The following is a 22,292-nucleotide window of genomic DNA, read 5'->3' as shown; positions in this document are numbered from 1 at the left end:
TCTATTTTATTAAAGACTTGTCATTTTCAATTTCCCAATTTTTCCTTGCAGATTTAAGTAATAACTGATCAGAATCCGAATCTTCAAGAGGGAGCTCAAACCAGAAAGTCGTTCCTGTATTTGGTTCACTAGCCATTCTTATTTCACTCCCATGTTTGTCGACGATACCTTTGACAATTGAAAGCCCCAATCCAGTCCCTATTTCCGTATGAACTGAATCCTCAACTCTGTAAAAACGTTCAAATATTCTTTGTTGATCTATCTCAGAAATACCACATCCAGTATCAGACACTTCAACTCGTATTTTTGGCATTGGAGATAATATCTCACAATGTGGGGCCTTGTTATCTTGATTAACTGGGGAAGCAACGCATATGTCGGGCCATGTATATGCCTTTAAATTTATCGTTCCTCCTTCTTTGCTAAATTTGAGAGCATTGCCAACAAGGTTGTCTAAAACTTGAAGAATCATATCCCAATTCCCTAAAACAAAAGCTAAATTATTTTCAACATTTAGTAAGAGTTTAACATTTTTATCTTCAGCATTAAGTTTATAGTTCCTGAGGGTTTGTTCCATAGCTTCTTTTATACTTAGTGATTCTAATTGGATTGTTCTTCCAGACTCCAGTTTCGATAAGTCAAGAACATCATTGACCAAACGAGTAAGTCTATCTGTTTCTGAATTTGCAACGCCCAGAAACTCTTTTTGCTCATCTTTTGTAAGTTGTTCACCTAAGTCATATAAAGTCTCTACATAGCTTTTTATATTAAATAATGGCGTTCTTAATTCGTGCGAAACGTTACTGATGAATCTTTTTTGTGCTGCGTTTAATTGAACTTCCCTAGTGAGATCTTGAACGGTAACAGCGATACCTTTGATATTTTCTCCTGTTGTGTCTCTAACGGACTTTAAAACTATACGAAGTGTTCTTGGGGGTTCGTCAAGGTTGCAGCGCAAATCATCGCTGTCTCCAAAATTATTTAAAAGAGAAGTTATGGGAGTTTCGAGCTCTTTCGCGAGGGAATCAGGAAGTTGATTTAACAATTTTTGACCTTCAAGATTTCTACCTTCCCATCGAAATAGTCTTCTAGCAGTTGGATTTACTAAAACGATATTTCCTTGTTCATCAATCAGAAGTGCTCCATCTGCCATGGTGGCTATTAAAGACTGCTGCTTAACTTGAGCAGCTTTTAATTCTTCAATATTTGCCGCATCATAGTCTTCTAATCTTGACGCCATTGCATTAAACCCATTTAAGAGTTCTCCAAGTTCTCCACTCATAGGTAGATCTACTCTTGATTTAAAATTACCTTTAGCAATCTCTCTAACTCCAATAACTAATTCTTTGATGGGACGAGTGATTGTTAGGGCATTAAATACTGCGCCAATTATTACTAAAACCCAAATAGAAATAAATACAGCAACGGTAATCTCTCTTGTTAATGCTGCTGTGGCAAGAGCTTTTTTATTTGGTGTTACTCCAAGAGCTAGTGTGCCAAGGTATTCACCTTTCCAAAGCATTGGAACAAAAACATCAGTTACTTGACCTTGAGGAGTTGAATGTTGCCTGACTAGTGGGAATTGAGGTTGTTTTTTTAATTCACTTGGGAGTTTAAGTTTTCTGGTGAGTTGTAAGGCGCCTTCCTCTTCAGATTCCGTGGTCGTTGCGCTGACCGGAATGCCCAGTTTCACTAAGCCATCGGGGTCAGTGAAGAAAATGTACCTTAAATTTCTGCTTGAACGCCAAAACTTCTCTGCTACGTTGAAAAGCTCTCTTGTTTGATTTTTTGCTACTAATTCTGTGACGTTACCAGATAATAATAATCCTAAATCTCTGGCATATCTTGTATCGTTCATGCCCGCATCTTTTTGTATACTACTCAGGGCAAAGAACGTAATAAGTGTCATTATAAAACTAACTACTAGTGTTCCAAATGCTAGTAACTTTGATCTTAGATTAAATCTTGACCACCATAAATATATTTTTTCTAATATGCTTAATTCATTTTGAAATCCACCGTCTTTTGACGAAGAAAAGGAATTACTTTGTTTTAAATTTGAATTATTCATTTGATCTCAATTAAATTAAATATTCCTAACTTGATAACCTATATCTTTGCGATAGTGCATATCAGCAAACTTGATTTTTTTCAGGTTAGAGTAAGCTAAGTCGAAAGCCTCGTCAAAGGTTTCTCCTTGAGCAACTACTGAAAGAACTCTTCCTCCTGATGTAATTATATTGCCAGATTTGTCCACCTCGGTTCCTGCGTGAAAAACTTGTAGAGAAGAATTTGAATCAATATCCATATTAATCTCGTCACCTTTTCGAGGACTTTCTGGATATCCATTAGATGCGGCAACAATACAGGCACTTCGTTTTGCGTTGAATGTAAGTTTTGGAGCTTTTCTTAATTCTCCTTTGGCACAAGCAAAAATTACTGATGAAAATTCTTTTCCCATTAATGGCATTAAGGCTTGACATTCTGGGTCGCCAAAACGACAGTTAAATTCAATAACTTTTGGCCCAGATTTTGTGAGCATTAATCCTGCATAAATAACTCCGATGTATTTGATTTTCTTTTTTTTCAGACCTTTTAAAGTAGGAATAAGAACAAGCTCCGTCAAGTCATCAAGTTCTCTTTGATTGAGTAAAAGTGCAGGAGCGTAAGCTCCCATTCCACCAGTGTTTGGCCCATTATCTCCCTCGAGTAATCTTTTGTGATCCTGGGCTGGAGGAAGAATAACTAAGTTGTCTCCATCACAAAGAGCAAAAATAGAAACTTCTGGCCCTTCAATTGTTTCTTCGAGAATAATTTTATTTCCTGCAGAGCCAAACTTTCCAGAAAATACTTCATTAATTGCTTCCCTAGATTTCTCAATTGTTTGACAAACGGTTACGCCTTTACCTGCAGCAAGACCGTCTGCTTTGACAACCAGTGGTTTATTGAATCTTTGAAGAATTTTCAAGGCTTCTTCTTTAGAGCCTGCAGTCCAGTACTTTGCTGTAGGGATATTATTCTCTATCATCAGACCCTTAGCCCAGTTTTTGCTTGCTTCTAGTTGAGCACCTTCTTTACCGGGACCAAAGACAATTAAATCTGCTTCACGCATTTTGTCTGCCAAGCCTTCAGCTAAAGGGACTTCAGGACCGATGATGACCAAATCAATTTGAAGTCTTTTGCACTCATTAATAATTGCTTTTTCATCTTTGGATTTTGGTCTCAGACGGATACATTTTTCAAAATTAGTTGTACCACCATTCCCAGGGCAAACATATATTTTTTCTATGGATTGATTTTTTGACAGAGCCCAAGCAATAGAATTTTCTCTTCCTCCATTCCCAACTATTAATACCCTTCTTAATTCAGCTAATTCTTCTGGCTTTTGATTCTTTGTCATAGTTGTTCTCTTGCTGCAGTGAAAAATAGTTTTAGTGGAGCTTTAAGTACCTTTTGATTGTTAGTTAATATATTTCTTGAAGAAAAGTTATTAAGTTGTTTGAAAGTTAGTTTTTAAAAAAAATTGTTTTGATTGAGGTGATTTTTTTAGCATTGTCTATTTATACTAATTAGATAACAGAGGTATTAATGAATCATATCGAAAGGTCACTAATTTATGAAGGAAAGGCAAAACGAATTTTTGCGACTGAAAATCCAGATAGGGTTTTAATAGAGTTCAAGAATGATGCTACTGCTTTTAACGCAAAAAAACGATCACAGATCGAAGGCAAAGGTCGATTGAATTGCAAAATCTCTGCTGCTCTTTTTAAATTACTTGAATCTAATGGAATTCCAACCCATTTTTTAGAACTCCATTCGGAAACCTTTATGATTGCGGATAAAATTAATGTAATCCCTTTGGAGGTCGTTATTCGCAATATCGCAACAGGTTCATTATGTAGAGAAACACCAATACATCAAGGAACAATATTAAATCCTCCTCTACTAGATTTATATTATAAAGATGATGAATTAGGAGACCCTATACTTACAGAAAGAAGATTGAAGTTGCTTAATATAATATCCTCTTCTCAGATGGAAGAGGTAGAGAAAATTACTAGAAGTGTAAACAAAATTTTAAAAGAATATTTTGATTCACTTGATTTACTATTGGTCGACTTTAAATTAGAATTCGGCCTTAACTCATTAGGAAAACTTGTGTTAGCGGATGAAATAAGTCCAGATAATTGTAGGTTTTGGGATAAAAAAAATTCTGACCCTAAGGAACGTATCCTTGACAAAGACCGCTTTCGGCAAGATCTTGGAGGTGTTATTGATGCATATGAGGAGATTCTGAAACGGATAGAAAAAGAGTCTTCTAATGCTTTTTAATTAAATCATTCTTGGCTAAGAATCACTTTATTTTACTTAATTATTTTGAAATCTATGTTCAAAAGACACATCCTATCTAAGAAGAAATTAAAAAACAAAAGCGTATATGCTATAGCTTTAGTATTTCCTTTTATTAGCCTTTTTGGAGAAACTAAAGCTTCTAAAATAATCTTAGGTGATGATCAATTATTTGTTGAAAAAGTTTTTACTGATAGTGTTCAATATACGGGTCAAATCAATAATAATAAATTTAATTTAAAGCTTAATGATTTGTTGATAGCTGATGAAACGAATCAAAAAGACGAAAACAACATAGATGAAGAAAAAAGAGTTTTAATTTCTGAAATAATTATTGAGGGACTTGAAGATCATCCTGACAAAGAGAATCTGGAAGTTATTGCTTATGATGCAATGTCAATTAGGCCTGGTAGTAAGGTTATAAAGGAAGAAGTAAAGAAGGATTTGGATAGAATTTATTCAACAGGTTGGTTCTCAGGTGCAAAAATTGAATCTTTAGAGAGTTCTTTAGGAGTTCAACTTTTGATTAAAGTTGAGCCTAATCCGATATTCAATGAGATAAATATTCTTCCTTTGGAAAGAAAACTTTCAAATAAGAAATTAAATGAGATTTTTGATAATGATTACGGAAAAACTTTAAATTTAAATACCCTTCAGATAAGAATCAAAGAAATTAAAGATTGGTATAATGCAAATGGATACTCATTGGCAAGGATATCTGGACCAAGTCGTGTAACCAAAGCTGGAATAGTAGAACTTAATATCCAAGAAGGATATATTTCAGGTATTGAGATTAGCTTTATAGATGAAGATGGCAATACAGAAGATGAAAAAGGGAGAAAAATAAAAGGGAAAACGAAAAAATGGGTAATTGAAAGAGAATTATTAACTAAAGTTGGAGATGTTTTTAATAGAAATAAATTAGAATCAGATATAAAAAGACTATATGCAACATCACTTTTTAATGATGTAAAAGTCACTCTTAAACCAGTTAACTCTAAGCCTGGAAATATTATAATTTCATTAGGTATAACAGAACAAAGAACGGGGTCTTTGACAGGAGGTCTTGGTTATAGCGGAGCGCAAGGAGTCTTTGGTCAAATTGGTTTGCAAGAGTCCAATTTGATTGGAAGATCATGGTCATCAAATATGAATTTGACCTATGGTGAATATGGAGCACTTTTGAATATTTCCTTATATGACCCCTGGATTAAAAATGATAAACACAGAACATCTTTTAGAACTTCATTATATTTAAGTAGAGAAGTTCCTCAAGAACTTAGAAGTCAAGATGGGGGAAGTATAAGAGGAGTTATAGATAGATATGAGGCATCTAATTCGTCGATAAGTTATGATATTAATCAATCCCAAAAATTAGATATAAATAATAATAATGTTCTAATAGAAACTGGACCATTTACAAATCTTTCTTCGGCTAAATCTTCAGCACCTCAGTTTAGCTGGTTTGATTATGAGGGTGACTCTATTGTTTTGGAGCGAACCGGAGGTGGCTTCTCTTTCGCAAGGCCATTAAATGGTGGTCAGCCTCTAAAAAAGGTTCCTTGGAGTGTGCTTATTGGTGCAAATTTCCAGAAAGTTAAACCAATAGATTACGCAGGCGATAAAAGACCTTATGGAGTGGCATCTACAAATTTTAAAGAAGGTAGCGTCCCAAAAGATGAAGTTATTTGTGTAGCATTTAATTGTTCTTCAGAAAATACACTTATTAGTTTTAAAAGTGCCGTTACTTACAATAATTTAAATAATTCAAGAAATCCTACCTCTGGAGATTATTTCACTCTTGGTTCAGAACAATTTATTAGTTTAGGGGATAATTCTCCCGCTTTTAATAGATCTAGGGTAAGTTATTCACGTTTTTTCCCTGTAAATTGGCTGAAGTTTCATAAGGGTTGTCGTCCTAAGTCTGGTGAAAAATTAAATTGCTCTCAGTCGTTGGGTTTTCAGGCAAAGATTGGAACAATTATTGGTGAGCTACCTCCTTATGAAGCATTTTGCTTGGGTGGAACTAACTCTGTTCGAGGTTGGAACTCTTGTGATCTAGGTGTTGCGAGAAATTATGGAGAGGCAACAGCAGAATATAGATTTCCTATTTGGCGTTTAGTCTCTGGAGTTCTATTTGTTGACGCAGGATCTGATTTTGATTCTCAATCGAATGTCCCTGGAAAGCCTGGAAAAATTCTTGAAAAACCAGGATCTGGTTTTTCAGTTGGACCTGGAGCAGTTATAAATACACCTGTTGGCCCAATTCGGATAGAGGCAGCGAGTCAAGATTTTAGTGGTAATTGGCGATATAACATCGGTATAGGCTGGAAATTCTAGTGTTCTCATTCCCCAATGATTATGAACAAGGTTGGACGCTTAAAAACGAAATTATAAAAGATGGCGTTGGATTGCATACAGGTCTTAAATGTAAAGTCATTATCAAGCCAACAGAATTAATCGGGTTTTACATCTCTTTTTCTGATGAACCTAACAACGTGTTTCCTATTGATATTTCGCAAGTACGAAATACTCCTTTATGCACAACCCTTGACCTGAATGGGAAAAAAGTATCTACTGTTGAACACTTGTTGGCTTCATTAATTGGTGCAGGCTTGACTCATGTACATATAGAAATATTTGGTAGTGAGATACCTTTACTTGATGGTTCTGCGATTGGTTGGATCGAGGAAATTGAAAAGGTGGGAATGACCAGCTCGACCTCAGCTCCTAGACCAAGGCCAGAAATAAAATCTCCAATATTTGTAAGCCAAGGAGAGAGTGTAATTTTTGCTAAACCATCAAAAAATTTGAAATTGATAGGTTTGATTGATTTCCCGTACAAGGCAATTGGTCAGCAAATTTTCTCTATTGAGATGTCTCCAAATAATTTTGTTAAAGAAATTGCACCTGCTCGAACTTTTGGCTTTCTTGATCAGTTAGAAGAATTAAAGAAAGCCGGCCTAATTAAAGGAGGATCTCTTGAAAATGCATTGGTTTGTAATGGTGATTCTTGGGTTAATCCACCCTTAAGATTCCCAAATGAACCAGTGCGTCATAAATTGCTTGACTTCATTGGAGATCTAGCTTTTGTTGGATTGCCGAGAGCGGTGATTTTTGTTTATAAAGGGTCTCACTCTCTTCATGCTGAATTTGCAGCTTCTCTTCAAAAGGTATTAACTTAATTAAATCTGATTTTGACTGACATCTCTTCTTCTCAACCTCTTGTTTTAAATAGCGAGGAAATAATGGGGCTTTTACCTCATAGATATCCTTTTGCGCTTGTTGACAGAGTGATTGAACATGACCCAGGGAAAAAAGCGGTGGCAATAAAGAATGTCACTCTCAATGAGCCTCAATTTCAAGGCCATTTCCCTGAAAAGCCTTTAATGCCAGGGGTTTTAATAGTAGAAGCAATGGCTCAGGTAGGTGGCTTGATCGTTTCTCAAATGCCTGATCTTCCAAAAGGACTTTTTGTTTTCGCTGGAATTGATTCGGTTCGGTTTAAGCGTCCAGTGGTCCCTGGGGATCAATTGTTAATCTCTTGTGAATTGATAAGCATCAAAAGGAAGAGATTTGGAAAAATTAGGGGTGAGGCCAAAGTTGATAATAAATTGGTTTGTTCTGGAGATTTGATGTTTTCTCTTTTGGATTGATCTAATGAGTGAACTTGATTCTTCTGAAAGTTTAATAGGAGATGAAAAAGTTAATATTCATAATTTTGCTGATGTCTCTCCAAAGGCTCACCTAGGCAAAGGTGTTCGTGTGGGTCCGGGAGCTGTAATTGGTCCAGATGTGATTGTTGGTCCCAATACTTGGATAGGACCAAATGTAATTATCGAGGGGAAAGTAAAAATAGGATCAAATAATAAGATTTTCCCAGGAGCGTGTATTGGTTTAGAACCCCAAGATTTGAAGTATAATGGAGATTCTACTTATGTTTCAATTGGAGATAATAATACTTTTAGGGAATGTGTAACTATAAATAGAGCGACTTTTGAGGGAGAGAAAACAATAGTTGGGAATCAAAATTTGTTAATGGCTTATTCACACTTAGGACATAATTGTGAAATTGGGAACAATGTAGTAATAGCGAATAGTGTGCAGATCGCAGGTCATGTTGTTGTTGAAGATAGAGCTGTTATTGGAGGTTGTTTGGGAATACATCAATTTGTGCATATTGGTTATTTAGCTATGGTGGGAGGCATGACAAGAGTTGATAGAGATGTTCCTCCTTATTGCCTAGCAGAAGGTCATCCGGGAAGAATGAGGGGATTAAATAAAGTTGGAATTAAAAGGAAAAGTATAGATAAAGAGAATAAAGAAGAATATTTACAATTGAAAAGAATTTGGAACTTGTTATTTAAGTCTAATTATGTAATTTCTGATGGTTTGAAAATAGCAAAACAAGAGAATTTATTTCAATCTTCCCAAAGGTTATGTGGATTTATAGAACTCTCAATTGGGAAAGGTAGAAGAGGTCCAATGCCTTCTTTAATGCCAACAAAATAAATCATGAAGTTATTAATTAGTACTGGTGAAGTTTCAGGAGACTTGCAGGGAAGTTTACTGATCAAGTCTTTGATGACTAATGCAGAAAGAAGAAAAATTAAATTAGAGATAATTGCTTTAGGTGGTGAAAGGATGAGAAAAGCTGGTGCTAAATTAATATCTAATACCTCTTCAATAGGTGCAATTGGTTTTTTAGAAGCCCTTCCTTACGTTCTGCCAACTTTAAATGCACAATCAAAAATTGATCATTACTTAAAATCTTCCTCTCTTGATGCAGTTATTTTAATTGACTATATGGGGCCAAATATTCGACTGGGATTAAAAGTAAAAAAAAAGTTTCCTAATGTGCCAATAATTTATTATATTGCGCCTCAGGAATGGGCATGGAGGTTAGGTGATTCAGGTACAACTGACTTGATTACTTTTACAGATAGAATATTATCTATCTTCGAAGAAGAAGCTGAATTTTATTCAAATAAGGGAGGAAATGTAAAATTCGTAGGCCACCCCATGTTGGATTTTTATAGAAATATTCCTACCAGAGAAGAATCATTAAAAAAAATAGGACTAAGTTCTGATAAAAAACTTCTTCTTATCATTCCGGCTTCGCGTAAACAAGAACTTAAATATATTTTACCGACACTTTTAAAAGCGGCTAAGCTTCTTCAAGAAAATGACCCCTCTATCACTGTTATTATTCCATCAAGTTTAAAAGAATTTAATGAAGTATTAAATATTTCATTAAAAGAATATGGTGTATCTGGAAGGGTTATTTTATCAAATGAAGTTGATGAGATTAAGCCATTTTTATTTTCGGCTGCTCATCTGGCTTTAGCGAAGTCTGGGACGATAAATATGGAATTGGCTTTAAGCTCAGTTCCACAAATAGTTGGATATAAAGTAAGTAGAGTTACTGCTTTTTTCGCAAGATACTTATTGCGATTCAATGTTAAATATATTTCTCCAGTTAATCTTCTTTTAAATGAAATGTTAGTTTCAGAGTTTGTACAAGAGGATTTTAAAGCAGAAAAAATTTTTAATGAAGCATTAAGAATACTTGAAGATAATTCAAAAAAACAAGACATGATGCTTGGTTATAAAAGATTGAAAGATAAATTAGGAAAACCTGGAGTTACAGATAGAGTATCAGAAGATATTCTGGACTTATTAGCTCAATGATTCCTATGAATAAAATCTTCAGAACATTAATAGTATTTTGTATGTTAGTGCAACTATTAATAGTTTCCCCAATCAAAGTATTTGCTCAATCAGAAGAAGCTATCTTTGCTGGTGGTTGTTTTTGGTGCCTAGAGCATGATCTAGAGAAGATTGATGGAGTCTTGTCGGCAGAAAGTGGATATTCCGGAGGAGACTTAACTAATCCCACTTATGAAAATCATAGTGGCCATCAAGAGGTTGTTAAAGTAAGTTATGATAGTGATGTTATTAGTTATAAAGATTTACTTAAGCGATATTGGATTAATATAGATCCTTTTGATGATCAAGGACAATTTTGTGATAGAGGTAATTCATATAAGCCTGTTATTTTTACATCTAATCAAAAACAAAAGAGTGATGCTATAGAGACTCAAAAAACGATCTCTGATGCATTAAATGTACCTTTGGAGCAATTAAAGGTTGGTATTATTGACTCAAAAACCTTTTGGATAGCAGAAAATTATCATCAAGATTTTGCAGTTAAAAATCCCCTTAAATATAATTTTTATAGAACCAGTTGTGGTAGAGATAATAGATTAAAAAAAGTCTGGGGCGATTATAAATAAAAAAGATTGTAAATTTAAAATTTATGTAATTAAAGTATTAATTTGAGTTTCTACTCAATTCTTTTATCCAATTAACTAACATTCGAACTCCATAGCCAGTTGCACCCTTTGGAGTGATATCTCTATCTTTTTCCGTCCAGCATGTACCTGCTATATCAATATGAGCCCAGGGAATATTTGAGTTAACAAATTCTTTTAGAAACAAGGCAGCAGTAATTGAGCCCCCAGGCCTAGGTCCTGTGTTTTGCAAATCAGCAATAGATGAGTTAATTCCAGCTTTGTATGAATCTTGCATAGGCATTCTCCAAATACCTTCTCCTGCTTTGCTTGCGGCTTGAGTTAATTGGTTCGATAGCTTGTCGTCGTCAGTCCATAACCCAGCTATTTCATCGCCTAGTGCAATGACGCATGCCCCAGTAAGAGTAGCAAGATCAACGATAGCGTCAGGTTTAAGCTTGCAAGCGTAAACCAATGCATCAGCTAAAGTTAATCTTCCCTCTGCATCGGTATTGTTTACTTCAATAGTTTTTCCATTGGAGGCTTTGATGATATCTCCAGGATGCAATGCAGAACCATTAATCATGTTTTCGCAAGAAGCGACAATGAAGTGAACCTCGATGTTATTTGGTTTTAATTCTGCTATGGCTCTTGCTGCTCCAAGAACAGAGGCACTTCCTCCCATGTCGTATTTCATTTTTTCAATTTGAGAGGCACCAACTTTTAAGTTGTATCCACCAGAGTCAAAAGTTAAACCTTTACCAATTAATACGATTTTATTTTTAGTGGTTTTTGTAGAATATTTTAAATGTATAAATTTAGGATCTAGATCTGATCCTTTAGCAACTGCTAAGTAAGCTCCCATACCTTGATCTTCACAATCTTTTTTGTCAAGAATTTTTAAATCTAGATCAAAGTCTTTTGCTAATTTCTCGGCCTCCATGGCCATTTGATATGGAGTTAGGAAATTGGGAGGAGCTGCGACCAGTTCTCTCGCAAATTTAACTCCTTCGCAAATAGGCATTATTTCAGCAATTGCTGATTCGGTCGCTTTCACGTCCAGCCCTATCAACTCAACTTCCTCGATTGAAGTCGATTCTTTTGGTTCGGATTTAAATCTAAGATCTTTAATAGAGGACAACCGAACTGCTTCACCAACGGCCGATGCAGCTGAAGATGGATCAAATGCATCCCAAGGGAAAGAAATTCCTAATTTTTTTTCATAACCCAAAACTTTACGAGTTGCTGTTGAAGCTGCTTTTCTTAGATCATCAATTCGAAGGTTTTCAGCTTTACCTAATCCAACAAATATAATTTTTTTTATGTTGCCTTCTGCAAGCTCTATTGATAATTTCTGACTTTTTTGGCCTTCGAACTTTGCGTCATTAAACCTTTGTTTCAAATAAGTATCATTTATTATTGTCTTAAATGAATTTATCTGACATTCGATTGATTCTTCTAAAATTCCAGCAATAAGTACTGATCCTGACCATTCGTTAATTTCTTTGGCGACTACTGAAATGCGCATTTAATTTTATTATTTGTGCTAATGATAACAATTTTTTCTAAATGACTTAAGAAGTAAATGGTGTTGCCCATATTCCTCTTGTTTCTTTATTGAAAGGTGGAAGCCAGGTTTGAATAAGTTTTTGTTCTAATTTTCTTCTTTCCTTAGTTTTAATTGGAACATCAAGCCAGAAACGTATGTTTAATTTGGGCATCATATTTGCTTTTTGTAAACTATCCGAATAATTTGAAAGGTAATTTTTACAGTCATGCTCCCCTTTCCACCTCTTGTCTGCGGAAATTGTTTCTCCAATATATAAAATAATATTTTCTTCAGAATCAAAAATTTTATCCATTACAAAATAAACTGCGGGTCCTTTGTGCAATGTTTTTGGCCACCTCCAAAAACTTAATGGTAAAGGAGTAAGTTCAATAGGATTAAAAGTTTCGTTTAACTCATCTGAAATAGATTCAAATAGTGAAGACTGAGTCATATCTTTACGGTTAGATTTAAAAATGGGAGATTGATGATTAATTATTTTTTCTTGCCATTCTATAATTATTTTTTTTTCAATAAATATATCTTCAAGAAGATTATGTGCTGAAAAATCTAAATCATTATTGTTAAATAAATCATATTGTCGTTCCAATTTTTTCATTTTAAAAAGGTTAGAATCATAAGATGACTTTCGATCAATATTTCAGCATAATAAGATCAAGTTTTTATATTTTTTGTTTTACAACAGTTTGAGTTTAGCTTGTTAAGATCAAATAAAAAGTCTTTTTCTTCTATTTGTAGGTTTTTATATGATTTGAGTAATAATAATATTTTCTGGGGTGTGGCTATTTACACTCTCTAAGCAATTGTTGTCTGGTAATGATCGATTAGACTAAACAGATATATAAATGATACAATCTATGCCAGAGGTTCAACTCAAAATTAAGCAATTGATCTATCAGCAGAGGTTAGAGATATGAGCTTTTTTGAATCTGAAATTGTTCAGGAAGAGGCAAAAAAACTTTTCACTGATTATCAGAATCTTATGCAATTAGGCTCTGATTATGGGAAATTTGATAGAGAAGGAAAAGTGATGTTTATCAATACCATGGAAAACTTGATGGAGAGGTATAAAGTCTTTATGAAAAGATTTGAGCTCTCAGAAGATTTTCAGGCAAAAATGACAGTTGAACAGTTGAAGACTCAGTTGGGTCAATTTGGTATCACCCCCGATCAGATGTTTGATCAAATGAATAAAACGTTGGTTAGAATGAAATCAGAATTGGATAAATGACTATTTACCATTTTAGATTTAAATATGTTAAATAATTTTAATGATTTACCTGATTGGATTTCTAGGGGGTTGGATGATCTTTTCCCTCATAAAAGATCTGAAGATTCTGATCAAAGTTTTATAAAAAGATTAGAACTTTCATATATAGAAAAAAAACCTTTACGAGTAAAGCTTGGGATTGATCCAACAGGAACAGATATTCATTTAGGTCATAGTATTCTTTTTAGAAAATTAAGGGCTTTTCAAGACGCAGGACATACTGCAGTTCTTATAATTGGAGATTTTACTGCAAGAATTGGAGACCCAACTGGTAAAAGTAAAACAAGAATTCAACTTTCAAAAGACGAGGTTGAATTAAATGCATTAAATTATCTTGAGCAATTAGGACTTGACAAAGATCCCCAAAATTCGTTGCTCGATTTTTCTACTCCTGGTCGTCTAGAAATCAGAAGAAATAGTGAATGGTTAGAAAATCTTGATTTGTCTAAAACTATAGAACTTTTGTCAAATTCAACAGTTGGCCAGATGCTGGCAAAGGAAGATTTTAATAATCGATATAAATCTGGCACTCCTATATCTCTGCATGAATTTCTCTATCCACTTCTTCAAGGATATGATTCTGTCTCAATTAATTCTGATTTAGAACTTGGTGGTACAGATCAAAAATTTAATATTGCAATGGGCAGAGATTTACAAAGAGCTTTTGGTCAAAGGCCTCAGTTTGGGATGTTATTGCCTATTTTGGTAGGCTTAGATGGTACTCAAAAAATGAGTAAAAGTTTAAACAATATTGTAGGAATTAATGAAGATTCATTATCGATGTATTCAAAATTAGAAAAGGTACCAGATAATCTAGTTTTTAGTTATTTAAATTTGCTAACTGATGAAAATTTAAATGATTTGAGTTCAAATCCAAGAGAAGTTCAGAAATTCATGGCTTTAAAAATAACATCTAATTTTAAAGGAGTTCAAGCAGCAAAAAAAGCTCAGTCTAATTCTGAAAAATTAGTTTTAGGAACACAAAATTCTCTTAATGAAATACCAGAATCTTCAATTTCAAATGTGAATTTTCCAGCTAAAGCATTTTATTTATTTAGTAAAATGAAAATGTGTTCAAGTAGCAGTGAAGCTAGAAGACAAATTCTTGGAGGTGGCGTACGAATTGATGGAGAAAAAATTTTAGACCCTAATTTAGAGTTTGATGGTCCAGAAGATCTCATAGGAAAAATTTTGCAAGTTGGCAAGAAAAAATTTCTTCGGGTTTCAAGTTGATTGATTTTATGAAAGATATAGATCATCCAAGTGAAAAAATAATTATTGCCTTAGATGGTATGGATAAGAATAATGTTTTCAATTTATTTGAAGAAATACCTGAAATTATCTGGGTTAAAGTTGGTCTGGAGTTATTTGTTAGTGAAGGGCCAGACATATTGTCAACCTTGAGAGATAGAGGAAAAAAAATATTTTTAGATCTTAAATTTCACGATATTCCTACAACAGTTGCTAGAGCATGTTTTGCTGCATCACAAATAGGTGCTGAATATATTTCCTTGCATACTTGCGCAGGTATCAAAGCTCTAAAGATGGCAAATGAAGCTTCTCAGGAAGGAGCCGCTAAAGTTAATTTAATGCCGCCAAAGCTTTTGGGAATAACAATCTTAACTAGTTGGACTCAAGAAAGTTTTGCTAACGATCTATTAATTGATCAATCAATAGATCAACGTGTTAAGCACCTAGCAGAGATTGCATCAAATGCTGGATTGGGGGGATGTGTCTGCAGCCCTAGGGAGGTTCAGTTCCTTCGAGAAATTTATCCTGAGAGTTTTGATTTGATAACGCCTGGAATCCGGTCAATTGGTTCAGATAATAATGATCAATCTAGAGTTTCTGAGGCATCCGAAGCTCTTAAAATGGGGGCTTCAAAGTTAGTTATTGGAAGAGCAATTACCCAATCAGATAATCGTGCTTTTATGTTTAAAAGTTTTTGCGATAAAGTTATGAATTAATTTTCTAGGACTGCCCAATTCTCGGCTCTTTCCCTTTCATTAGCCTAAGTATATTCTCTCTGTGTCTCCAAATAACTAAAGTCATAGCTAATAGTGAAATAATTAAAAGTGGGAATGAAATACTGGAGGTATTGAAGCTTAGAAACATTATTAAAGGTAGAGCTAATGCTGCACTAACACTTGCAAGTGATACTATTCTAAATAATGTAATCATAAGAATGAAGATTCCTAAAGTTGCAAGCCCAACTTGCCATGAAAGACCAAGAAATATTCCTAATCCTGTCGCTACCGCTTTGCCGCCTCTCCAATTCAGCCAGACAGGCCATATGTGACCAATTAAAGTTGATAGACCTACGGCTACTTGCCAAGAATCATTCAGAAGGAAGTATTTTGCTAATAAAATAGAAATAACTCCTTTGAAAACATCTAGTAGGAATACTGTAATTGCTGCGCGTTTACCAATATGTCTTAATACATTTGTTGCTCCTGTAGACCCTGAACCTAATGATCGAATGTCAATTCCTTTAGCAATCTTTCCCGTTAAATAACCACTAGGAAAAGAACCAAATAAATATCCTAAAAAAAGAAATAATAGATTCAAAACAATTGCCATCGGAATTTTTATATTAATTCATCCTCTTCATAAATTTCATTGGGGCTTCCTGCAAAAGCCAGCCAAATAGGAAACTGAAGAATAGGAATCTCTACGTTTATCTCAGCGGCATCAATAATTATCAAAGGTAACTCACCTCTTTCTTCGAGTCGATCTGCTCTTTCTATTAAGCCATCGGATCTTTCGAAAAGGACTATCCCGCTATTAGGTCCGAAATCCTCACGGTTGAGTCCCAATGCATCTTGGAGACATCTTCTCCATTCTCCAAGTCGCTCTGGTTGACTGGCTAAAACCAATGTTTGAAATTGTTCGCCGTACAATTCGCCTAAAATTGCAATAATTCCTGCTGCAACCAAAGCATTCTTTGATCTACTCCCTCGACTTGGTTGGGCACCTCTTCCGCCCATGCTAAAGAACCAATCTTCGAGCATTTGAATATCATTATCTTCAAGACTTCTTCTTAATTTCCATGGCTCTGCATAGAAATCGGGTTGTTCTACAAATTGACCAAAGCATCTCCTGATTAAACTCTCGTCAGGCTTGAAAGTATCAGCAACAGCAGGCACAACTTCTTGTTCATGAGAAAGTTCAATTTTTTTATTTTCATCCAGTGGAGATGGTTTAACTATTACTGGAGGTACAACAAGCTCTAATTGCTCGGCTGATTGAGCTAAGTCTTGTAAAGCTCCAGTTAAATATTCCTGAAAACCTTTAACTTTCCTAGCGATTGCATCAGATTGACCTGAAAATGAGCTTTTAAGTTCATTTTCGATTTGTACTTTCTTTTTTGAAAGTTCTTCTAATTCTTTTTCTAATTTCTCGCGGGAAAGCTGAAGATCCTTAAGGGCAATATTAAAGAGTGTCTGTTTCTGTGTCTTCTCAGTATAGATTTCTTGATTATTTTTAGGATCAGTGGTTGTTCCTAATTCAGGTTGTTTTTCGATAGATTCTTTGGGTTTTTCTTCCAATGGTGAAGAATTTTCTACAGAAATATTCTGTTCTAAATTTTGTGTTTCTCTAGTTAGATTTTCTTCGGATTCCATATTTCAAAAACTTTAGTTAAGTTTTAGATTTTGATGAGTCTACTTCTTTTTCTATTTCTAAATCCTTGACTCTTAACCTTAGCTGTTCTTTTAATGCGTTAACCTCAAAAAGGATTGGCAAAAGATGAGGGCTTGCCTCTTCTCTAAAGTAAAGAAAACCTGGCAAATTGGGTAATATGATTCTCCAGGCTATCCAATTTTTAAAGGGAAATCTTCTTAATTCATTACCAAGTTGCATAACAACTAAATCGTCTTTAGTGAATTTCAGTTTCAAGGTAAATGATTGAAGTAATAGGAAAAAACCAAAACTGCTAATCACAATTGTTGGCCAAGGATTAAGTGGTGTGATTAAAAATAATAAGCCCGCAAAGATTATGAAGATGGGTAAACGATATGAAGGAGATAAAATTACACTATCTTTATCGAGTGAATTTTTAGAAGTCATAGTTTCTAGCCAAAAAGAACTTGGGTGAGTAAAACATCTACCAAAGAAACGGTTATTAAAGTCATTACGACTGCTCCAGTAGTGCTTGAGCCTACTTCTTTGGGGCCGCCTCTCGTGGTTAACCCCCACCCACAAGCAATGACTGCGATTAAGAAACCAAATACAAATGCTTTCACTAGCATAAATGGTAGATCAGATGTTATCAGCCATTCTCTTACCGAATTCCAAAAAATGCTTGGTGGAATTTGATAAAGAACGGTGCTGCTAAATTGACCGCTAAATAGACCTATAGAAAAGAACAGTAAGCACTGAATTGGTGCCATTACGGCCATGGCCAATAGCCTTGGGACAACAAGATATTCAACTGGATCTGTTTGTAACATCGTAATAGCGTCAATCTGTTCAGTAACTTTCATTGTCCCTATTTGAGCCGCATAAGCAGTTGCTACTTTCCCCGTAAGTAGAGTTGCGGTAAGCAAAGGAGCTATCTCTCTAGCCATGCCAATTGCTAGAAGACCGCCAACAGCAGAACCTAAACCTTGCTTACTTAATTCTGCGGCGACCTGAATATTAAAAACTGTTCCAGCCGCAACGCCTGTTATAAGAACAATAAGAAAGCTACCTGGTCCTGCTTCCATTAATTGATCTATTAAATCGGATTTATTGACCTTCCTTTTGGCTATTGATGCAATTGCTTGCCCTCCAATTAACATGCTGCTGCAGAATCTTCTTAGCCAACGAGGTGTGTTGTTCATGGCCCTACGCTTTCAGATTTGAAGTCTAAATTTCGCCAAGGTTTCATAGTTATTAATCCAGCTAATACAAGAAAAGATGGTATTAATCCCATGCATAATCTAATGGTAATTATTGCTGTTAGAGGTTGATCTAAATCTTGAAAACTTGATAAGCAATTGGTTGATGATTTATATCCTGATAAAGATAAGAGAACTCCTAAAAATTGAACACTTAAACCTATACCAATTTTCTGAATAAAAACCATCCATGCAGTATATATTCCTGAAGGTTTTTCGGGGTCTTTATCAATAGCATCGGGAAGTAGAGACCATGGAATGAGGTAAGCAGTTGATGCTCCAAATCCTACTAAAATAATTATTAGTAATAGGATTAGCATTTTTATTCCTTCAATATTATCAAAAAACAATAAATTATTGATACTTATTCCCTTAGTTAGAGGAGGCATAATCATAACAAAAAGGCAAGCTAATATCCATATTGAGCCTCCTTTGAATAGTGCTGTTATTCTCCCATATTTATTGGAGTAAAAGCTCCAAAATTGCAGACCTAATAGAGTGCTAATTTGAAATGGAATTGGAATCCATTTTGAAATTTCTATTGGGACAAGCATTACTTGTTCAAGATATATTAACGAAACGGTTTGCATTAATTGTAGTCCGCACCAAAGCAGCAAATAAAGAGCAATAATTCTTGTGAAAAGTTTGTTATTTAAAACCCTTTTTAGTTGCTGGTTAAAAGGTTCAGATTGAGAAGCCGGTTTCCTTGCTTTTTTAGCAAATGGGGCAAGTCCCCAGCAAGCAATTAAAGTTGTAAAAGTAGCAATTATCCCTGTAACTCTTCCCATTGAAGTATATCCGTCTACTCCTTTAGATAAGAAGCCTGCCGCTACTATTAATCCAGAAGTTCCTGCCAGAATAGAGCCAGTAAATCTTGCTGCATTTAGTCTTGTCCTAATCCCCATATTTTCAGTCAGCTCTGTAGATAATGCTGCAAAAGGGAGATTCACTGCTGTATAGGCTGTCATCAAGAAAATTGCGGTGAATACGTAATAGGTAGTTTTTGTCTCTATGCTTCCTGGAGGGACCCACCACATTGCTGCAAGAAATAAACCAAGGGGAACAGCACCTCCAACCATCCATGGGAGCCTTGGCCCCCATTTCGAGTGTGTGTGATCACTCATCCATCCAATTAGTGGATCATTTATTGCATCCCAAAGTTTAGAAACCATAAGCAGTGAGCCTGCAATAAATGCAGGTATTCCTGCAGCACAAGTGAAAAATAGGAATAGATAAGTACCTAACTGTATTGCGGCTAATCCCGTTCCAGCATCTCCCATTGCATAAGAGATCATTAGTCTTGTGCGATTACTCCCTTCGTAAAGCGATGTGGACTTCATCAATCTTTTTTGGATAATGGGACTCGCAAGGTAATAATGGAGGAACAGGAATTAATGTTTACTCCGATCGGATGTAAATCTTCAGTTCCAGTGCGGGCGTAGTTTAGTGGTAAAACCTCAGCCTTCCAAGCTGATGATGCGGGTTCGATTCCCGCCGCCCGCTTAATATTGGGTCTCATAGCTTAATTTTTTTTGAATAATTGTTAGCGACCATTAGAACTAGGCTGTTACTTTCAATACGGACGTTCGATTGATTTGTTAAGGGTTTTTTTGAGATATTTTTATTTTTTAAAAATGAAGTATCAATATATTTTTTCCATGGAGAAATTGGTGTTGGCAATTCAAAAAGCATTGGGTCTTTGTAAGCATTAAATCCAAGCCAGATTGCTGAGCCTTCATTATTTTTATTAATGCTAAAACCAAGAGTATGTGACCAGTCACTCCAGTCAGGTTTGTTAACTTTAATGCCATGCCACTGAATCCAAAAATCGGACGTTTTGACCTTGGTATTATCTTTTTCACTGTTATGAATACAATCTGGACTAAAAAATTCTGGTAGTTGTTTTCTTAAAGATATGAGTTTTGTTACAAATTCTTTTAAGTCATGATCCCAATTCTCATGGTCCCAATCCATCCATCCAAGTGGATTATCTTGACACCAAGTGTTGTTATTTCCTCCTTGGCTTCTTCCTACTTCGTCGCCCATTAAAAGCATTGGGACACCAGGAGATAATAGGAGTGTTGAAAGAAGATTTCTTTGTTGTTTTTGCCTTAAATTATTTATTTCTTTATTAGTAGTTGGCCCTTCAACGCCATGATTATAACTATTATTATTATTCTCTCCATCACGATTGTTTTCGCCATTGGCTAAGTTATGTTTTTTGTTAAAACTTACAAGATCTTTTAAAGTAAATCCATCATGAGAAGTTATGAAATTTATACTGAAAGTATTCGCTAGATTATTATCATTATAAAGGGATTTATTACCTATTAACCTATCTTTAAGTGGCCATATTGTACTTTTCTCGCCTTTCCAAAATTTTCTAATATCATCTCTAAAATGTCCATTCCATGTTCTGAACTTTTTCGCTGGGAAATCTCCTAGCTTATAAAGCCCTCCACAATCCCAGGGCTCACTGATTAATTTCACATCACTAAGTTGAGGATCTGTTTCGATTTCTTCAAACAAGGGAGGTTTTTCTAAAGGAATTAAATTTTCGCCTCTGCTTAAAGCAATACCTAAGTCAAATCGAAAGCCGTCAACACCTAATTCAATTGCCCAACATCGCAATGACTCTAAGATTAATTTTCTAACTAAAGGTCGATTGGCAGCGATACTATTTCCGCACCCACTTACATCTTGATAATTTCCATTCTCATCTTGATGGTAGTAAGCTTTAGGACCAAAATTTTTCCAACTTATTTGTGGACCATTTTGATTACCTTCAGTTGTGTGATTATAAACAACATCGATTAACACTTCGAGACCATGATCATGGCAAACCTCTACTAACTTCCTGAATTGTTTTCTTGCTTCTAATGGATTCAACCCATCTACAAAACTTTGATGCGGCGTAAACCAATTTATAGGGCTATAACCCCAATAGTTAACTAGTCCGCTAGGGGCATCACTAGCATCAAAAGCGCAAACAGGAAGCAGCTCAATCGATGTAATACCAATATTTTTAAGATAAGGTATCTTTTCGATTAATCCGATAAAAGTTCCTTTTTTTGTTTCGCTAATGCTTGAATCTGTTTTTTTAGTGAAACCTCCAACATGTAATTCATAAATAATTGTTTTATTCCATGCATGCTTAGGTCTTGGATGGGATTTTAAATCAAAATAATCCCTTTCTGTTACTACTCCTTTTAGAGAATGACTATAGTCATTAATTCTTTTCCCTTCTTGAGGTCTTATGTAATTTCGCCATCCTGTAATAGCTCTGGCACATGGATCTAAAACAAGATTTTCCTCAGTGGCTTTGTTCTTTTTAGTTGATACTCTATATCCATATAAAGTGCCTTCAGTTAGTCCCTCTACTTCAATATGCCAATAATCACCTGACCTGTTTTGATGATCTAGGGATATTATTTCTTTAGGAAAGTCGTCATTTTCATTTTGGAAGATTAGCAATTCTAGATTTGTTGCATGTGGTGCTGCTATGGAGAAATTAACCCCATCAGGAGTGACTGAGCTACCCAAAGGCCATGCTGAACCAACTTTTACTTTGCTCAATTGTGTTTGTCCTTCAAATTAAGTAATCAAGTAACTTTCCCTCCAAGTTAGGCGGTTGGTTTGTTTTAACAAGTTCTATAAAACGAAATTCAATTTTAAAAAAACTTTTATTGAGCACGGACCTCTTTTTTTAATGAATACTTAATAGTTTTTTCAATAGTACTTCTTTGTTGTTTTGACTTGGACAGTAACTTCAGTTGAAACACATTCTTATTTAGTTGAAATTCAAATCTTTTGAAATTTTTTTAAAAAACAGTCAACAAAAATTTTTTTGGTTTTTTTAGGGGATTACGGCTTCCATACAGATCTCCTAAAGCTAGAAAAAATCTAATTTTTCATTTATCTGTCTTTTTTTT

The 22,292-nt window shown here is 34.9% G+C and carries 20 protein-coding genes and 1 tRNA gene; 11 read left to right on the top strand and 10 right to left on the bottom strand.

Annotation, left to right across the window (positions count from 1 at the left end; all coding sequences use genetic code 11):
• Position 1: 1 nt before the first annotated feature.
• Entirely contained in the window at positions 2–2,071 is a 2,070-nt protein-coding gene (locus AC6EI0_RS05595; protein WP_498523441.1) for a HAMP domain-containing sensor histidine kinase, read from the bottom strand.
• A 15-nt stretch (positions 2,072–2,086) separates the two neighbouring features.
• Positions 2,087–3,400, bottom strand: coding sequence for a phosphoribosylamine--glycine ligase (gene purD, locus AC6EI0_RS05590; RefSeq protein WP_498523440.1), 1,314 nt, complete (start codon positions 3,398–3,400; stop codon positions 2,087–2,089).
• A 188-nt stretch (positions 3,401–3,588) separates the two neighbouring features.
• Between purD and purC the strand changes: the two genes are divergently transcribed.
• The 7 genes from purC (at position 3,589) to msrA (ending at position 10,646) form a co-directional block, all read left to right on the top strand.
• Entirely contained in the window at positions 3,589–4,332 is a 744-nt protein-coding gene (purC, locus tag AC6EI0_RS05585) for a phosphoribosylaminoimidazolesuccinocarboxamide synthase (protein WP_498523439.1), read from the top strand.
• A 54-nt stretch (positions 4,333–4,386) separates the two neighbouring features.
• Complete coding sequence (locus AC6EI0_RS05580) at positions 4,387–6,690, top strand: BamA/TamA family outer membrane protein (RefSeq protein ID WP_498523438.1); 2,304 nt, start codon at positions 4,387–4,389, stop codon at positions 6,688–6,690.
• A complete protein-coding gene (lpxC, locus tag AC6EI0_RS05575) occupies positions 6,690–7,535 on the top strand; it encodes a UDP-3-O-acyl-N-acetylglucosamine deacetylase (RefSeq protein WP_498523437.1) in 846 nt (281 codons plus the stop codon). The genes AC6EI0_RS05580 and lpxC overlap by 1 nt, the downstream gene beginning before the upstream one ends.
• Positions 7,536–7,598: 63 nt before the next feature.
• Positions 7,599–8,006 (top strand): 3-hydroxyacyl-ACP dehydratase FabZ, encoded by a 408-nt coding sequence (fabZ, locus tag AC6EI0_RS05570; RefSeq protein WP_498523505.1) that lies wholly within the window; start codon positions 7,599–7,601, stop codon positions 8,004–8,006.
• 4 nt (positions 8,007–8,010) lie between these two features.
• The gene (gene lpxA / locus AC6EI0_RS05565; protein ID WP_498523436.1) at positions 8,011–8,862 is read left to right on the top strand and encodes an acyl-ACP--UDP-N-acetylglucosamine O-acyltransferase; all 852 of its coding nucleotides are present in this window, start codon (positions 8,011–8,013) and stop codon (positions 8,860–8,862) included.
• 3 nt (positions 8,863–8,865) lie between these two features.
• Positions 8,866–10,041, top strand: a complete 1,176-nt coding sequence (lpxB, locus tag AC6EI0_RS05560; protein WP_498523435.1) for a lipid-A-disaccharide synthase — start codon at positions 8,866–8,868, stop codon at positions 10,039–10,041.
• A complete protein-coding gene (gene msrA, locus AC6EI0_RS05555) occupies positions 10,038–10,646 on the top strand; it encodes a peptide-methionine (S)-S-oxide reductase MsrA (protein WP_498523434.1) in 609 nt (202 codons plus the stop codon). The genes lpxB and msrA overlap by 4 nt, the downstream gene beginning before the upstream one ends.
• 37 nt (positions 10,647–10,683) lie before the next feature.
• On the opposite strand, the gene AC6EI0_RS05550 is transcribed toward msrA, so the two are convergent.
• The gene (locus AC6EI0_RS05550) at positions 10,684–12,171 is read right to left on the bottom strand and encodes a leucyl aminopeptidase (protein WP_498523433.1); all 1,488 of its coding nucleotides are present in this window, start codon (positions 12,169–12,171) and stop codon (positions 10,684–10,686) included.
• A gap of 46 nt (positions 12,172–12,217) precedes the next feature.
• Entirely contained in the window at positions 12,218–12,808 is a 591-nt protein-coding gene (locus AC6EI0_RS05545) for a GIY-YIG nuclease family protein (RefSeq protein ID WP_498523432.1), read from the bottom strand.
• Positions 12,809–13,123: 315 nt separating this feature from the next.
• Between AC6EI0_RS05545 and AC6EI0_RS05540 the strand changes: the two genes are divergently transcribed.
• Genes AC6EI0_RS05540 through pyrF form a run of 3 tightly spaced genes read left to right on the top strand, consistent with a single transcriptional unit; the run spans position 13,124 to position 15,447 of the window.
• The gene (locus AC6EI0_RS05540) at positions 13,124–13,441 is read left to right on the top strand and encodes a DUF1825 family protein (protein WP_498508050.1); all 318 of its coding nucleotides are present in this window, start codon (positions 13,124–13,126) and stop codon (positions 13,439–13,441) included.
• A 24-nt stretch (positions 13,442–13,465) separates the two neighbouring features.
• A complete protein-coding gene (tyrS, locus tag AC6EI0_RS05535; RefSeq protein WP_498523431.1) occupies positions 13,466–14,713 on the top strand; it encodes a tyrosine--tRNA ligase in 1,248 nt (415 codons plus the stop codon).
• Between the two features lie 8 nt (positions 14,714–14,721).
• On the top strand, positions 14,722–15,447 hold the full coding sequence (gene pyrF, locus AC6EI0_RS05530) for an orotidine-5'-phosphate decarboxylase (protein WP_498523430.1): 726 nt from the start codon (positions 14,722–14,724) through the stop codon (positions 15,445–15,447).
• 4 nt (positions 15,448–15,451) lie between these two features.
• On the opposite strand, the gene plsY is transcribed toward pyrF, so the two are convergent.
• Genes plsY through AC6EI0_RS05505 form a run of 5 tightly spaced genes read right to left on the bottom strand, consistent with a single transcriptional unit; the run spans position 15,452 to position 19,700 of the window.
• Complete coding sequence (gene plsY / locus AC6EI0_RS05525; protein WP_498523504.1) at positions 15,452–16,048, bottom strand: glycerol-3-phosphate 1-O-acyltransferase PlsY; 597 nt, start codon at positions 16,046–16,048, stop codon at positions 15,452–15,454.
• A gap of 20 nt (positions 16,049–16,068) precedes the next feature.
• Positions 16,069–17,103 (bottom strand): DUF3086 domain-containing protein, encoded by a 1,035-nt coding sequence (locus AC6EI0_RS05520; protein ID WP_498523428.1) that lies wholly within the window; start codon positions 17,101–17,103, stop codon positions 16,069–16,071.
• A gap of 16 nt (positions 17,104–17,119) precedes the next feature.
• Positions 17,120–17,548, bottom strand: a complete 429-nt coding sequence (locus AC6EI0_RS05515) for a DUF3119 family protein (RefSeq protein ID WP_498523427.1) — start codon at positions 17,546–17,548, stop codon at positions 17,120–17,122.
• 5 nt (positions 17,549–17,553) lie between these two features.
• Positions 17,554–18,303 (bottom strand): MlaE family ABC transporter permease, encoded by a 750-nt coding sequence (locus tag AC6EI0_RS05510; RefSeq protein ID WP_498523426.1) that lies wholly within the window; start codon positions 18,301–18,303, stop codon positions 17,554–17,556.
• A complete protein-coding gene (locus AC6EI0_RS05505; protein WP_498523425.1) occupies positions 18,300–19,700 on the bottom strand; it encodes an MFS transporter in 1,401 nt (466 codons plus the stop codon). The genes AC6EI0_RS05510 and AC6EI0_RS05505 overlap by 4 nt, the downstream gene beginning before the upstream one ends.
• Before the next feature lie 92 nt (positions 19,701–19,792).
• Between AC6EI0_RS05505 and AC6EI0_RS05500 the strand changes: the two genes are divergently transcribed.
• Positions 19,793–19,863 (top strand) — tRNA-Gly (locus tag AC6EI0_RS05500).
• A 12-nt stretch (positions 19,864–19,875) separates the two neighbouring features.
• Here AC6EI0_RS05500 and AC6EI0_RS05495 read toward each other — a convergent pair.
• Positions 19,876–21,936 (bottom strand): glycogen debranching protein, encoded by a 2,061-nt coding sequence (locus tag AC6EI0_RS05495; RefSeq protein WP_498523424.1) that lies wholly within the window; start codon positions 21,934–21,936, stop codon positions 19,876–19,878.
• Positions 21,937–22,292 lie beyond the last annotated feature (356 nt).

The organism is Prochlorococcus sp. G5PB11 (genome assembly GCF_059772425.1).
Note: the sequence above shows the minus strand (reverse complement) of the source record. Positions and strands in the feature narration are given on the sequence as shown.